Origin of the sequence: Buttiauxella izardii, assembly GCF_003601925.1 — a bacterium.
In the GTDB taxonomy this organism is placed as follows: domain Bacteria; phylum Pseudomonadota; class Gammaproteobacteria; order Enterobacterales; family Enterobacteriaceae; genus Buttiauxella; species Buttiauxella izardii.
In genome coordinates this window covers 1-15,499 of record NZ_QZWH01000013.1, presented here as the reverse complement: position 1 = coordinate 15,499, position 15,499 = coordinate 1, and the positions used below count along the sequence as shown (strand labels likewise).

Annotated in this window: 10 protein-coding genes and 1 pseudogene; 7 read left to right on the top strand and 4 right to left on the bottom strand. The window is 52.4% G+C overall.

The annotated features are described in order from the left end of the window. Positions 1-61: 61 nt before the first annotated feature. The gene (locus D6029_RS07700; protein ID WP_120064213.1) at positions 62-913 is read left to right on the top strand and encodes an MBL fold metallo-hydrolase; all 852 of its coding nucleotides are present in this window, start codon (positions 62-64) and stop codon (positions 911-913) included. 300 nt (positions 914-1,213) lie between these two features. Beyond that, positions 1,214-1,549, top strand: a complete 336-nt coding sequence (locus D6029_RS07695; RefSeq protein ID WP_120064212.1) for a hypothetical protein — start codon at positions 1,214-1,216, stop codon at positions 1,547-1,549. 10 nt (positions 1,550-1,559) lie between these two features. On the opposite strand, the gene D6029_RS07690 is transcribed toward D6029_RS07695, so the two are convergent. Next, positions 1,560-2,063, bottom strand: a complete 504-nt coding sequence (locus tag D6029_RS07690) for a peptidase M14 (protein ID WP_120064211.1) — start codon at positions 2,061-2,063, stop codon at positions 1,560-1,562. Positions 2,064-2,520: 457 nt separating this feature from the next. Between D6029_RS07690 and D6029_RS07685 the strand changes: the two genes are divergently transcribed. The 3 genes and pseudogenes from D6029_RS07685 to D6029_RS22655 all read left to right on the top strand — a co-directional run. Then, positions 2,521-3,069 carry a GNAT family N-acetyltransferase gene (locus D6029_RS07685; RefSeq protein WP_120064210.1) on the top strand — a complete coding sequence of 183 codons (549 nt, stop codon included), beginning with the start codon at positions 2,521-2,523 and terminating at the stop codon, positions 3,067-3,069. 87 nt (positions 3,070-3,156) lie between these two features. Then, entirely contained in the window at positions 3,157-3,627 is a 471-nt protein-coding gene (locus D6029_RS07680) for a GNAT family N-acetyltransferase (RefSeq protein WP_120064209.1), read from the top strand. 46 nt (positions 3,628-3,673) lie between these two features. Then, positions 3,674-3,808, top strand: a pseudogene (locus D6029_RS22655) (DUF4440 domain-containing protein); the annotation flags it as partial. Between the two features lie 12 nt (positions 3,809-3,820). Here D6029_RS22655 and D6029_RS07670 read toward each other — a convergent pair. Both D6029_RS07670 and D6029_RS07665 read right to left on the bottom strand, forming a co-directional pair. After that, entirely contained in the window at positions 3,821-4,294 is a 474-nt protein-coding gene (locus D6029_RS07670; protein WP_120064266.1) for a DMT family transporter, read from the bottom strand. Positions 4,295-4,303: 9 nt separating this feature from the next. After that, positions 4,304-4,738, bottom strand: coding sequence for a DMT family transporter (locus D6029_RS07665; RefSeq protein WP_120064208.1), 435 nt, complete (start codon positions 4,736-4,738; stop codon positions 4,304-4,306). Between the two features lie 95 nt (positions 4,739-4,833). Here D6029_RS07665 and D6029_RS07660 point away from each other — a divergent pair, with 95 nt between their 5' ends. Continuing rightward, positions 4,834-5,769: a LysR family transcriptional regulator gene (locus D6029_RS07660; protein WP_120064207.1), complete on the top strand. Its 936-nt coding sequence runs from the start codon at positions 4,834-4,836 to the stop codon at positions 5,767-5,769. An 11-nt stretch (positions 5,770-5,780) separates the two neighbouring features. Here the strand turns inward: D6029_RS07660 and D6029_RS07655 are convergent, their stop codons facing one another. Beyond that, positions 5,781-6,572: an MBL fold metallo-hydrolase gene (locus D6029_RS07655; RefSeq protein ID WP_120064206.1), complete on the bottom strand. Its 792-nt coding sequence runs from the start codon at positions 6,570-6,572 to the stop codon at positions 5,781-5,783. Positions 6,573-6,885: 313 nt separating this feature from the next. Between D6029_RS07655 and D6029_RS07650 the strand changes: the two genes are divergently transcribed. Beyond that, positions 6,886-15,462 carry a glycoside hydrolase family 94 protein gene (locus D6029_RS07650; protein ID WP_120064205.1) on the top strand — a complete coding sequence of 2,859 codons (8,577 nt, stop codon included), beginning with the start codon at positions 6,886-6,888 and terminating at the stop codon, positions 15,460-15,462. The last annotated feature ends 37 nt before the right edge of the window (positions 15,463-15,499 follow it).

The window sequence follows — 15,499 nt, the reverse complement described above, 5'->3', positions numbered from 1 at the left end:
AAATATCACGGACCGAATGAAGCTGAAGATTATAATTTTATTTTCATCAAGTGAGGACACTATGGAGACATCGCTTTTTCTTTCACAAAAAATTGGTCATTACGCGGTAACCGCAATAAGCGACGGGCGAATGAATGCCAGCCTGGGTTTACTATCAGGAATTGATTTAACCGAGGCAGGAAAAATTCAGGAGAAGTCAGGCGTAACAGCTCCCAATGATATTAATATTTACTTCTACCTCATTCGCGGACAGGGACGCGTCATACTGGTTGATTCAGGTAGGGGAGGACTGAATTCTGCCGGAGGCGAATTAAAAAAAAACCTATTCTCGGCAGGCGTTAACCCAGACGATATAGATACCGTTCTACTCACTCACGGACATCCAGACCACATCGGCGGTCTGCTGAATGAGCATGGCCAGCCAACATACAAAAACGCTAAAATTTTCCTGAGTCGTGATGAAGCAGCATTCTGGCAGGATGAAAACAAGCTGAAACTCATGAGTGAACGCGTACAGCTGGCCGGTTCGCTGGTTCGTCGCACGTTGGAAGCTTATGGCCCTGTGCTGAATTTTATTAATGAAGCAGAAATTAGTGAGGGGATTAAGGCTGTAAGCCTGCCGGGACATACGCCTGGACACACCGGCTTTCTGATCAGTTCCTGCGACGAAAGCCTGCTCATCTGGGGTGACATTGTCCATTATCCGCATATTCAGTCAGCCCGTCCGGAAGTTTCAATTTCTTTTGACTATGATCCTGCCCAGGCAGCGAAAACTAGAAAAACCATTCTTGAACAGGCCGCTCGTCAACATTTACTTGTTGCCGGCATGCACTTCGGTGAACCCGGGTTCGCATATGTTTCCGGTTCTACTGAAAGAGGGTATGTTCTGACATCATGTTCAGAACAGCAGTAAGTCGTCCACGGTATAACAACCTGCAACCGAATGCGGGCTGAAGGAATTAACCTGGCCGTTTGCCATCAAAACCTAGACGTAAGGCGCGGAACGTATCTTTTCGCGGTCCGGCGGATTTTCCAAGCTTTGCCCGGTTAGCGCATTAGAGAGGATACTAATGCTGACGTCCGCTCTGTGCCAGGAGCGGACTTTCAGGTGTTTAATTTTTGGCATAAAACTGCGCGCTTTTGGTTGGTCAGGTGTTTCTGACCAATAGTTGCATCTGGTAAAATTCCTAACCCTTAAAAGACAGGATTCACAATGAAAGTTATTACTACTCTCATTATTGTTGGCTGCATGTATGTCAGTGCAGCTGGAGCGGCAGAGCGATGCGAGTCCATCGCTTCATCTTTAATCCGTGCAGCAATGATTACACCAAGCAGTGCCTACGATTTTCGGTCTTCGGAAAAGCAGCTGATCTCCATGTGCAATATTGGAAGTGATGCAGCTGCAAAGGGCGAAAACATAAACGATGCCATTATTTCCAATCTTAAGTACCGTAATGATATGGCAAGGAAAATTCCAGATGGAAATAAGGCTGTACTTGAGCTGGCTGACCTAGCATTTCAGTTAGGCTTTGATACCTACAACAAATAACTGTTCTGCCTTATCTCTGCCAGAACGCCCACCATGCATGTGGTTTGTCCTGAAGCGCAGCATTATCCTGAAGCAATTCGGCACTCACTACGCCCTGAAGCACAGAAACGGAATTTCTCGCGGCATCACGGCAGGAGTCAATAAGATCACTGGGTTTTCTGAGCAGGATAACTTGCGATACTTTTGCTTGAGTATCAAAAGCATAGACTCGCAATTCTGACGTGGATGTGAGACTCACAATATTATGCAACCGCATATAATCGGTGTAATCCTCACTGCCTGGGTCGCATGAATCATAAAGATATTTTTGCATCAGCAATTGCGATGAAGAAAGGAAATCTATATAGCGGTCTGTTTTTTTCTCTATATCTCGCAGTCGTTGAGCCACTGCATCTTTCCTGATTTCATGGCGGTGTGTTAATTTTAATGTAATCCAACCGCCAACAATGGTGATTAACGCACCCAGCCCGATTTTAACAGCACTATCAGCTACACCCACCCATTCAACAGACATCTGCAATCCCATATCTTTCTGTGATGATCATGGCTGTCAGTATAAATCCCCGGCAGATTCGACAGACAGCACTTTCTGTCCATTACCCATGTGCTTATCCCCCGTTTCTGTGGATAAACAATTGTGGTGCCTCTGTGCCAGTCTCTGCCGTGTTGATTGCACTCGCTCCGTGCAAATCGTACTTTTCAGTCAGGACGAAAGAGCACATGCGGAAATAATGTCCAGTGATGAGGCCAGTCAGATCGAAATTAACCATCTTTACTTTATTGCGTAACTGCAAATCGCGCAGTTTCTAAACATCATAGGTCCGTTCCTCACTCATCTCTGTCCTTTCATTCGACCGATGCTGACTAAACCTCCTATTGCATGGATGTTTTCTGTCCATTCAGATAAATTGAAGTAACTATCGAACTGGCAAAACAGAAATAGATATCTTGCTCGGAAAGGAAAAGCGCGTATGCAAATACCACAACTCCATACAGAACGCTTGCTGTTAAAGCCATTAGCAGCCGAAGATGCCTCACAGATTCAGGTGCTTTATCCACGCTGGGAGATAGTTCGCTATATGGTCTCCTCAGTACCATGGCCTTATCCTGATAACGGTGCTGAGAATTACGTCAATAACGTTGCCCTACCTGATATTGAAAAAGGTATTGCCTGGTTCTGGACTATCAGACACCGAGAGGCCCCTGACGAACTCATGGGTTTAATCTGCCTTTATGACGTAGAGGATAATAACCGTGGATTTTGGTTAGCCCCGGAATATCAGGGGCAGGGTTATATGCGTGAGGCCAGTAATGTAGCTACGGATTACTGGTTTAATACGTTAAATAAGACAGTATTGCGTGCGCCGAAAGCGTCTCTCAATAGCCGTTCCAGACGTATTTCAGACAGTAGCGGCATGCGGCTTATCAGGACTGAAAAGAGAGAATATGTCAGCGGTCTGCTGGACTCCGAACTTTGGGAAATCACGCGCGACGAATGGAACGCTCATCAGGTTGTCTAATGTAAATTATGGAATTTCTGCTTATCGCTCAAAACCGCCCCGATGGTAAACATAAATTACTGCCCGCTATCACTGAGAAGGAAAACCATGAACATCAGACTCGCTGCACCCGATGAAGCAGAGGAATGTTGGAATGTCAGAAACCTGGCTATTCGGCATGGATGTGCGCAAAGCTATGAATCAAGCGTCATTCAAGCCTGGACGCCTGACGAGATGCCTGAAAGTTTCAGATCGGTCATTCTAGAAAACCCTTTCTTCGTGATTGAAGGGCCAGACGCTAAACCTGTGGCAACGGGCTATCTTGATCTTGCTACGGGGAGTGTGGAGGCGATTTTCACGTCGCCAGATCACATTGGAAAAGGCCTCGCCAGTCAGGTCCTCGAGGCAATAAAAGGTGAGGCTCGTAAACAAGGTTTTGCCCGATTAACCTTGTCCTCGACACCCAACGCGCAAGTGTTTTATGAAAAGCATGGCTTTATATTTCTTCAGGAAAGTTACTATTCATCCAGGCTTGCTCAGGCAAATCTGCGCTGCATGGAAATGGCGATTGAACTGTAGTCTTAATTCCTCTTACTCATTTGGCTAAAACCCAGGAGACATGAACATGCACCCTCATCCGCTACGTCAAATAATTGAATCGTGTGACAGAGCTATTTCAGCAAAAGACTTCGAGTCGCTGATGGAACACTATTCGCAAGACGCTGCGCTGGTGGTTAAGCCGGGTATGGTTGTCACGGGCATTCATCATCACTTAACCCAAACTTTTCTCTGCGAGCCTGGCGCTGGTTTTACTGCTTGAGTAAATAAAGAACAGCGCGATGCCGAGGCAAATCACCGCGCCCAGGCGGGTCGCCGAGAAGTGAATCACCTCATTGCCTAACCAGCCAAAATGATCAATGAGCATGCTCATTGCCAGCTGTCCAAAGATGACCGCAACCGTAGCTACCGCCGCGCCGATTCGCTGCACGGCCAGAACCATAATCACAATGTAGGGAACACCACAAAACGCGCCAAGCAACTGCCATTTCGGCACGTCCAGCAAGGTCAGCGCATGCTTTTCCTCGAAGAAGAAAATCAGCAGGGCGGTGAGCAGTGCGCCAACTGAGAACGTCAGAAATGCGCTGCGGAACACGCCAACGTGGCTGCCTAATTTTCCGTTTATGGCAGCTTGCATACTCAGGAACGCGCCGCCAATAACCGCAAGAATAATCATTAAAATAGTCATCATTTCATCTCAGCCTTTTGCCACAAGAAGCAGGGCGGCAATTATAAAAATCAAAGCAATAATACGTTTACCGTCAATTTTCCGATGAGCCGTTCCGAAAAGGCCGTAGTGGTCAATCACCAGACTTTTAAAGACTTGCCCGGCCAGCACGCCAATCATCGTCATCGCAATGCCGATTGTGGGAACGGCGACGGTCAGAATGACGACATATACCGGCCCCAGAATCCCGCCCAGTAAAGTCCATGCGGGCTGAGAAAAGAACGACGGGCTGTTACGGGGGCTAAAGAACAGCATCAGCAGAAATGTCAGCGCTGCGCCGACGCCGAAAATGCTGAACGTTGCCCATAAGTCACCGACTTCATTGCCCAGCGGGCCTAATAATCCGGCTTCAACGGACAACCCCATTCCGCCTGCTACGACGAGTAAAACTAATAAAAGCTGCATAACGTTCTCCAGTGATTCAGGCGGAGCATGCTATAGCAGCTAGTCATCATGAAAAACGGTATAATTCAGGAAACACTATTGCAGGAATCAGGATAATGTACGATCCGGGCACCATTAATTTTCGCACGCTGATATTTTTCATTGGTGTTTTTGACGAGCAGAGTTTTTCAGCCGTCGCCCGGCGTGAAGGGGTTTCTGCGTCGATGATTTCCCGCGTGATCCTGCAACTTGAGGACACGCTTGGGCAGCAGCTTTTTTACCGCAATACCCGGGCGGTGATTCCCACCGAGGCGGGAAGGTTATTTATTGAATACGCCCGCACCATGACTGAACAATTGAGTGAAGCCCGTCGAGAGATGCAGGACAGGTCCCTGGAACCGGCAGGGCTGGTAAGGATTAATGCCCCGGTATTTTTCGGTCAGCGCCATATCGCGCCGTGGCTGTCTGAACTCTCATCCCGCTATCCCCGGCTTTTGATTGAACTGACGCAAACCGATGATTATATCGACCCGCACAAGGATGCTTCTGACCTGATTTTCAGGATTGGCACGCTGACGGACTCCTCTTTCCACGCTCGCGTATTTGGGACTCAGCATTATCATCTGGCTGCCTCGCCAGGCTACATTGCAAAATATGGTATGCCAGAATTACCCGCTGAACTGAGCCAACATAAATGTCTGGTTTATAAAGGATCGTCGGGGGCTAATCGCTGGTTATTCAGGGAGCGCGGTGGCAGTTGGTCGCATTACCCGCTGACCGGTTTATTGACGTCTAATAATGCAGAAACATTATTTACCTGTGCGCTGGGCGGCATGGGATTAGTGCTATTTCCCGACTGGCTGATAGGTGACAGCCTTAAAAAAGGCGACCTCGTCAAAGTGATGGGGGAATTTGAGGCCGCGATTAAAACAGAACCACAGCATATAGCCGCTATCTATCCTAACGCGCGCCATCCCCCGTTAAATGTCCGGGCAGTGATTGATTATTTCGTGGAAGTTTACGGCACGCCGCTATATTGGCAGTTTGAGTGACGCAATAATCACTACCCCAAACAAGCAATATACTTTTCACCTGAACGCCGCACGATTTCATCCGCGTTTGCCGGGATGTCTTTTCCAGCAAATGCGCCGTAGAGCTTGTTGAATTTCACGGTGCTCAGGCGGTGGGTCATATCGCTGACCGTCGCAGCGGGCAGCGGCAGCATATTCGGGTAGCTCCACATAAATGAAACCGCATCGGCACCGGGCGTGACCTGCACTATATCCCCGGTAAGCAGAACGCCTTCGCCGTTCGCCCAATGCAGAACGGTGCCGCCCGCGAAATGCCCGCCGAGACGAATCAAACTGACATCTTCGCTGAGCTTATGAGAGTCACCTTCCCAAAGCGCAATGTGCGGGCTGTCGCGCATAATCCACTCGCTATCGCTGGCGTGAAGGTAAATCGGGGCGTCAAATTCGGCGGCCCAATCCTGCATAGTGGTGTAGTAATGAGGATGTGAAATGGCGATAGCGCTCAGCCCGCCGATAGCGGCAATCAGCGTTTTGGTGGCGTCGTCGAGAGTGGCGATGCAGTCCCACAGAATATTGCCTTCCGGCGTTCTCAAAATAAAAGCACGCTGACCAATCGCAAAATCAGGTTCCGTCTGGATGCTGAAAAGATTGCTCTCGTACTGTTTCCATTTATTAGAATGTGAAGCGCAAACATCTTCCAGAGTCACCCATTTTTGCCCGGCCACCGGCACATACTGGCGCTCGTCTTCGCAAATTTTGCAATGTTCTGGATGGGAGTCGGCAATCTCGTAGGACGTGCCGCAGGTTTTGCATAATGTGATCATCACTGCTCCATTATCCGATAAAAAACACCATCAGCATGGCACAGAGGCGTAGTGGGATGTGTCGGTTAGTGCTGCCGTTTTATCGCCCAAAGTCCTTATTTGTGAAGTGATAATTTGTTGTGATTCATAACTGTGCGTTATTTATCCAGGGCGTGCTACAGTGCACCTCACTCCCTGAAAGCCTAACTATACTTATTAGCAACACTCTTGCAGCTGTTAGATCCCTGATGCCTGACACCCCATCCTGAGAGAACGTTTCTGATCTGATTCAACAACTGCTCCTGCGCGTTCATATCGCCCGATGAGCAAATTCATGAAATTTAATCTTAAACAGTGGCTTACGACGAGTAAGCCACTGGAAGTGCATCCCGAAATTACGGACTGGCTAGGTACTCAACCTGCCAATGAAAGCCCTATTAAAGCCGAGCTATTTTCAGGTGCCCAGATGGAGCGCTATGGACAGAAACTGGCGCGTTCCCATAAATTAGCCACCGCGAAGCTGCCTTACTATTTGCTTAAGCGCCTGGAAGATAACGAAGCCATCATTACCCGCAATTGTTACTTGCTGAATGCGGGTGAGAAATCCGGGATTACGCCTGCGGGCGAATGGCTGCTCGATAACTATTATCTGATCGAAGAACAGATCCGCGTGGTTCGCCATCACTTGCCGAAGAACTTTGGTAAAGGGTTGCCGCCGCTCGCCGCTCCGCATAACTGCCCACGAATTTATGATATTGCCTCGGAAGCCATTGCCCATGCCGATGGGCGTTGGGACGCCGCCAGTCTGACAAGTTATATCGCCGCGTATCAGCAGGTGACGCCGCTCACGCTCGGGGAGCTTTGGGCGCTGCCGGGCATGTTGCGTCTGGCGCTGATTGAGAATTTACGCCGCGTTAGCATCGAAGTGGCCGAAGCGCAGAAAGAGCGCAACCTGGCGGATGTGTGGGTGACGCGCATATTTGAATGTGCCGAAAACACGCCCGCAGATTTGATCATGGTGATTGCCGATATGGCCCGTTCGCGACCACCATTAAGCAGCGCTTTTGTGGCGGAGCTGGTGCGCCGTTTGCAGGGGCGCGGCAATATGCTCTCTTTGCCGCTGACCTGGGTCGAGCAGCGGCTGGCGGAAACGGGCGTCACTACCGATTTCCTGATTCATCGCTTTAACCAGCAACTTGCCGCGAGCCAGCTTTCTGTCAGCAACAGCATCGCCGGTTTACGTCTGCTGAGTGAAACCAACTGGGCCGATTTTGCCGAAGCCATGAGCCTGGTGGAACAAACGCTGCGCCAGGATCCTTCAGGGATTTACCCAGCGATGCATTTTGATACCCGCGACCACTATCGCCACATTATTGAAATCCTCGCCCGGCACAGCCATCACAGCGAACCGGAAGTCGCCGCGCATATTCTGGAAATGGCACAAGCCACCGATGCCGCAACGCCCGCGCATCACGTCGGCTTTTACTTAATCGGTGAGGGGCGCGCAGCTCTTGAAGAACAGCTTGGGGCGAATACGTCCTGGGTGGTGCGGCTGCGCCACAGTTTCAACCAAATTCCGTTGCTATCCTGGCTGGGTAGTTTGAGCCTGATAACGACCGCGTTCACCGCCGACATTTTATCTCACACTCATCAACAAGGTATGAACTGGCCGCTGGCGCTTCTGGCGTTACCGCTGGTGGTTCTGATTAGCCAGCTTGCGGTCAATTTACTCAGTGAAGCCACCACGCGCTTTCGCTCGCCGCTGCCGTTGCCACGCATGGATTTCTCAACCGGCATTCCGGCGGAGTTTTGCACCATGGTGGTCATCCCTTGTTTGCTCACCAGCCGGGCAGGGATCGACAAGCTGCTTAACAGCCTGGAAGTGTGTTATCTCGGTAACAACACGCCAAACCTGTACTTTGCCTTGCTGACCGATTTTGCCGATTCACCCGATGAAAATGCCCCGGAAAACGCCGATTTATTGCACTGGGCCGAAGCGCAGATGCAGAATCTCAATCGCCGCTATGCGTCGGTTCCTCAGCCACTTTTCTTCCTGCTGCATCGTTCAGCGCAATGGAACGAACAACAAAGCGTGTGGATGGGGTACGAGCGAAAACGCGGCAAACTGTCGATGTTAAACAGTTGGTTACGCGAAGCCGCCAATCAGTTTTCCGAAGTCCACAGCAATGTGATTAGCCCTCCGTCCGGGGTGAAGTACGTCATCACGCTGGATAGTGACACCGTGTTGCCGCGCGATACGGCGCATAAACTGGTCGCTACGATGGCGCATCCGCTCAATCACCCAGTTTTTGACCCCGTAAAACAGCGGGTGGTGAAAGGGTACGGGATTTTGCAGCCGGGGCTGGCAGAAGAGATCCCGCGAAACGGGCAGGGGCGTTATGCCGCGATGTGCAGTAACGTGCCGGGTAACGATCCTTATTCCATGATGTCGTCAGATATTTATCAGGACTTATTTGCTGAAGGCTCGTTTGTGGGTAAGGGCATTTACGACGTCGATACGTTTGCCCAGGCGACGCACAATACCTGCCCGGAAAACTTAGTGCTGAGCCATGATTTGCTCGAAGGATGTTACGCCCGCTCGGGTTTGCTCAGTGAAGTGCTGCTTTACGAGCAGTATCCCAATAATTACCTCACCGATGTTTCACGGCGCACCCGCTGGATCCGCGGCGACTGGCAACTGCTGAACTGGCTTAAATTGCGCGTCAGGAAAGCCGATGGCTCGCGGGAGAAAAACCCGCTGAACACACTTTCACGCTGGAAGCTGCTTGATAATTTACGCCGCAGCCTGGTGGCACCGTCATTTCTGATCCTGCTGTTTTGCGCCATGTTGCTGGTGCCGAATCCTGTTTACTGGCTGACTGTGCTGGCAGTGGTATTACTGCTGCCCACCGCGCTGGTTATCGCCCAGGATATTCTCAACAAACCCGCGCGTCGGCCTTTCCTGCAACACCTCAAACTGGTTTCTACGGGCGGGGTTAAACGCCTGATGCGCATTGGCCTCGGGTTTATCACGCTGCCTCATGAGGCGGGGTATTCCATTCAGGCGATTGTCGTCACGCTATGGCGGCTGGGGATTAGCCATCACAACCTGAATCAGTGGGCCAGTTTTGACCAAAGTACGCAGGGGGCAAAAACCTCACCGCTGCGTTTTTATCGCGCCATGTGGCTCAATGTGGTTACTGGTACTGCGCTGATTTCGCTGACGGTGGTTCTCGCGCCGATGCTGCTGTTTTTTGCCGTGCCGATCGGCGTGCTGTGGTGCCTGGCTCCGTTGTTGTTGAGCTGGCTAAGCCGCGAACCGATTCGCCAGAACATCTCCTTTAATGCAGAAAATACCCGTCTGCTGCGCCAGAGCAGCCGTGAGATTTGGGCCTTTTTTGAAACCTTTGCTACCGAGAAGGAAAACTGGCTGCCGCCGGATAACTATCAGGAAATCCCGCAACCGGTGATTGCTCACCGCACCTCGCCTACCAACATCGGTTTGTCGCTGATGGCGAACCTGACGGCCTGGGATTTTGGCTATATTCCGCAAGGGGAAATGCTGCAACGCATCACGCTGACGCTCGACACGCTGGATAAAATGGAGCATTACCGCGGCCATTTATATAACTGGTACGACACCCGCACTTTAGTGCCGCTCAATCCGCGTTATATCTCCAGCGTAGACAGCGGCAATATGGCCGGGCATTTGCTCACCCTCAGCGCGGGGTTAACAGGGCTGCGTAACCAGCCCATCCTCAACGCGAAGCAATTGCTGATGGGGCTGGATGACACGTTACAAATCCTTGAGAAAACCTGGGGGCAGCATGCGCCCACTTCGCTGCGCCAGTTGCGTAACCATTGCAAAACCGCCGCCACGCTCCATCCGGCATTGCTGTTTCCTGAATTAAAAAACATGCGCGCGCAGAGCAATCGCCTGCATGCGCTTTGTCATCATGAAGACGGGCGCATCCGCCGCTGGGTGGAACATCTTCAGCGTCAACTGGTGCTGATTTGCCATGAATGGACGCATTTTCTCAGTTGGCTGCCCGCCACCTGGGACGGTGATTCACTCCCCACGCTGTCATGGCTGGCGCAGGCAAAACATACCGGCGAAGGGACGCCGCCAGAAGCGGTGATCCGCCAGGCCCGCACGCGTCTGGATATTATTACCGAACTGGAACAGCGGCTGATTGAACACGCGCACATGGATTTCGTCTTTTTGTATAACGAAGTCACCAGCCTGCTCAGCGTCGGTTATAACTGCGATAACAATAAGCTCGACAACAGCCATTACGATTTACTGCCGTCAGAAATTCGCCTGACCAGTTTCCTGGCGATTGCCACGAATCAGTTGCCGCTGAAAAGCTGGTTTGCGCTGGGGCGGCTATTCACCACCATTGATAACGAAACGGCGCTGATGTCGTGGAGTGGCTCAATGTTTGAATACCTGATGCCGAACCTGGTGATGCCGACTTATCCGGGCAGTTTGCTGGAAGAGATGAGCCAGTCGGCGGTGAAACGCCAGATTGACTGGAGCAAGGAGCGGGGCGTGCCGTGGGGGATTTCCGAGTCCGGTTATTACTCCTTCGATGCGCTGCAAAATTACCAGTATCACGCTTTCGGCGTGCCGGGTCTGGGTTTGCGTCGCGGCCTGGCGGATGACATGGTGATCGCGCCATACGCCACGATGATGGCGCTGACAATCTCGCCTCACAAAGCTTGTGAAAATCTGCTGAATCTCGAAAAAAACGGCGCGCGCGGCGAATATGGATTCTACGAAGCGCTGGATTATACGCCGTCACGCCTCGCCAGCGGCCAGATGTATGCCGTGGTGCGTTCGTGGATGGCGCACCATCAGGGCATGGCTTTCCAGGCACTTTCTCATGTGCTGTTAGGTGCGCCAATGGTGGACAGATTTATGACCAGCCCGAGTTTCCAGTCGGCTCGCTTACTCTTGCAGGAACGGGTGCCTGACGCCGTTGAGCTATACAGTCCACGTCGTCATTTCGAGTCCCACGAAGGGGTGTTGCAACCGGTTCAGTATGAAACCCGCGAGTTTACCGACGTAGATAGCCTGATTCCCGAAGTCCAGTTGCTGTCGAATTCCGATTATCATTTGATGGTCAGCCAATCCGGTGGCGGTTATAGCCGCTGGAAAGACTTAGCGTTAACCCGCTGGCGCAGCGATGCGACCTGCGATAACTGGGGCGCATTCTGTTACATCAGTGACCCTGTCACAAAAGAAGTATGGAGCAATACCTGGCAGCCGCTCGGTGAGCCGGTTACTCAGTATGATGCGATATTTACCGACGCGGGAGCCGAGTTCAAGCTGGTGGCGGGAACGGTTAACGTGAAAACGCAGATTGTTGTCTCACCGGAAGATGATATTGAGCTGCGCCGCGTCACGCTGCTGCATCGTGGGCGGCAGCCACGCACCATCGAACTGACGACTTACGCTGAAGTGGTGCTGGCACCGAAAGAGAGCGACCTCGCGCATCCGGCGTTCAGTAATTTGTTTATTCAGACTGAGTTGCTTCCTGAACAACACGCCATTCTCTGCCACCGACGCCCGCGTGCGCCTGATGAACGTTGCCCGTGGATGTTCCACACCATGGTGGTTCATGGCCAGCCACAAAACGAAACCTCCTTTGAAACCGACCGCGCCAAATTCCTTGGGCGAGGGAGAACGCCAGCCAACGCGCTGGCAAATGCGCAAAGCGGCGTGCTGACCAATAGCGTTGGGCCAGTGCTGGACCCCATCCTGGCTATTCGTCAGTCGATCGTTTTACAACCCGGCATTCCGGTGACGGTCGATATCATTTATGGCGTGACGGAAAGCCGTCAGCAAAGCCAGGCGTTAATTGAAAAATATCACGACCATCCGATTGCCGACCGCGTGTTTGAACTGGCGTGGTCGCATAGCCAGATTGTATTGCGCCAGATAAACGCCAACGAAGACGACGCGACGCTGTTTAACCGCCTTGCCAGCGCGGTGCTGTTCCCTGGCCCCGAGCTGCGAGCAGATGCGAAAACGTTGTGCCGTAACCGACGCGGGCAGTCCGGCCTGTGGGGTTGGTCGATTTCCGGCGACCTGCCGATTGTGATCCTGAACGTCACCAGCGACGAAAGTATCTTGCTGATCACCACCCTGATTCAGGCGCACCATTACTGGCGTTTGAAAGGGCTGGCGGTGGATCTGGTGATTCTTAACGATAACCCAGGCGGCTATCAGCAGGAGTTGCAAAATCAAATACTGGAACTGCTGATGGCGGGTTCTGAGGCCAGCCAGATTGATAAACCCGGCGGCATTTTTGTGCGTAATGGCGAGCATATGTCGGCGGAAGATCGACTGCTGTTGCTGAGCGTGGCGCAAATTGTGCTCGACGACCGGGCGGGCGGCCTGAAAGAGCAGCTCAATCAGCGTCTACAGGCGACAATTCCTGCGCAACCGGCGTTTGTTCCTCGCTCGATAATTCCCGCCAATCAACACGATCCGTGGCAGCCTGATACCCGCGCGCTGGTCTATTTCAACGGGCGCGGCGGCTTCTCGGAAGATGGCCGCGAATACCAGATTACCCTCAATGAAAACGATCAGACGCCTGCGCCGTGGGCCAACGTGCTCGCCAATGCCAGTTTTGGTACGGTTATTTCAGAGGCGGGACAAGCATATACCTGGTACGAAAACGCCCATGAATATCGGCTTACGCCGTGGGAAAACGATCCGATCAGCGACCGTTCCGGTGAAGCGTACTATCTGCGCGATGAAGAAAGCGGGGCAGTCTGGTCGCCAACCACGCTTCCGGTACGTGGCAACGGGTATTATCTTTCTCGCCACGGCTTCGGCTATAGCGTTTTTGCTCACCGTGAAACGGGAATCGACACTGAACTGACGGTGCTGGTGGCGGAACGCGCACCGGTAAAAATCGCCATTTTGACGCTCAGCAATACCTCCGGACGCACGCGCAAAATTTCAGTAACGGGTTATGTGGAATGGGCGCTCGGCGAATCGCGCAGCAAATCGGCGATGCACGTTGTGACGCGCAGCTCGACAACCGGGCGCGGCTGCGGCGTGCTGGCGAACAATTTCTACAACAGCAACGGTTCGGAAAGAACGGCTTTCTTTGCAGTCACCGGCGTTCATTGTTCGGTGACGGGCGACCGACGGGAATTCCTCGGGCGCAATGGTTCGCAGCGTGATCCGGCGGCCATGCAACAACGCATGTTGTCTGATAAAACTGGCGCGGGACTCGATCCTTGCGGGGCGGTTCAATCAGCCACAACCTTGATTGACGGCGACCAACGGACGTTTATTTTTGTGCTGGGTATCGGGCAGAATCCGCATGAAGCGGAATCGCTGATTAACCAGTATCTGAGTGAAGACGCTGCCCGCAGCGAGCTGGCGAATGTGCACAGTTACTGGCATCAAATGCTCGACCAAATCGTTGTGACGACGCCCGATCCGTCGGTTAACTTGCTCGCCAACGGCTGGCTGCTGTATCAGACCATCGCTTGTCGCCTGATGGCTCGCAGCGGTTACTATCAGTCCGGCGGGGCGTTCGGGTTCCGCGACCAGCTACAAGACACTCTGGCGCTAAGCCACGCCGCACCGGAATGGCTGCGCGAGCAAATCCTGCTCTGCGCATCACGCCAGTTTGTGGAAGGCGACGTGCAACATTGGTGGCATCCGCCGCTAGGCAATGGTGTGCGCACCCGCTGTTCTGATGATTATCTCTGGCTGCCGTTGGCGATTTGCCACTACGTCGAAACGTCCGGCGATATCGGTTTGCTCGAACATTCTCTGCCATATCTTGAGGGTCGGGAATTGCAGACAGGGGAAGAGTCGGCCTATGAACAACCGGTGATCAGCGCCCTTGAAGAAACGCTCTGGCAACACGGCGTTGCCGCCATTCGCCATGGGCTGCGCTTTGGTCAACACGGTTTGCCACTGATGGGCGCTGGCGACTGGAACGACGGTATGAATCTGGTCGGGCTGAAAGGCAAGGGCGAGAGCGTCTGGCTCGGATTCTTCCTTTACGATGTGTTGCAGCGTTTTGCGATACTTGCCGAGAAAATCAACGATCACGATATGGCTAAAATTTGCCGCGAAGAAGCCGCAAAACTGCAAATCAACCTTGAGAAAGCAGCGTGGGACGGCGCGTGGTATCGCCGGGGCTATTTCGACAGCGGGGAAGCGCTGGGATCGCAAAACGCGAAAGAGTGCCAGATTGATGCGATTGCCCAAAGCTGGGCGGTGCTCTCCGGGGCGGGAAGCGCCGAGCGTTGTGCGCAAGCGATGCAGGCGCTGGACTCGCGTCTCGTGGATAACGAGGCTGGGCTAATCAAACTGCTGACTCCGCCATTTAACGGCAACGGGCCAAATCCTGGCTACATTCAGGGTTATCTTCCGGGTGTGCGAGAAAACGGCGGGCAATATACCCACGGTGCGATTTGGGCGGTGATGGCTTTTGCCCGTAGCGGCAATATAGAGCGAGCGTGGCAACTTTGGTCGCTTATAAGCCCGATAAACCACGGCCTGACGCCCGATGCGGTCGAGCGTTATAAAGTCGAACCGTATGTAATGACGGCGGATATTTACAGCGTTGCGCCGCACACCGGGCGCGGAGGCTGGAGCTGGTACACCGGTTCGGCAGGTTGGGCGTATCGCTTAATTGTCGAAACGCTGCTGGGGATTGAGCGCCACGGTGATGCGATAACCGTTCATCCATTATTGCCAGAGAGCTGGCCATCGGTGAGCCTGGTTTATCGGTTTGGTGGTAGTGAGTATCAGATCAAGGCAATGCGCGGGGAAGGACAATATCGAGTGAAGCTTGATGAGACGTGGCTTGTAGACGATCGCATTCCATTGAAAGATGATGGGTCGCGGCATGAAGTGGAGATTAGTCTGTAGAGTTTTTGTCTGATGAGGTTTTGTAGATACTGTTATG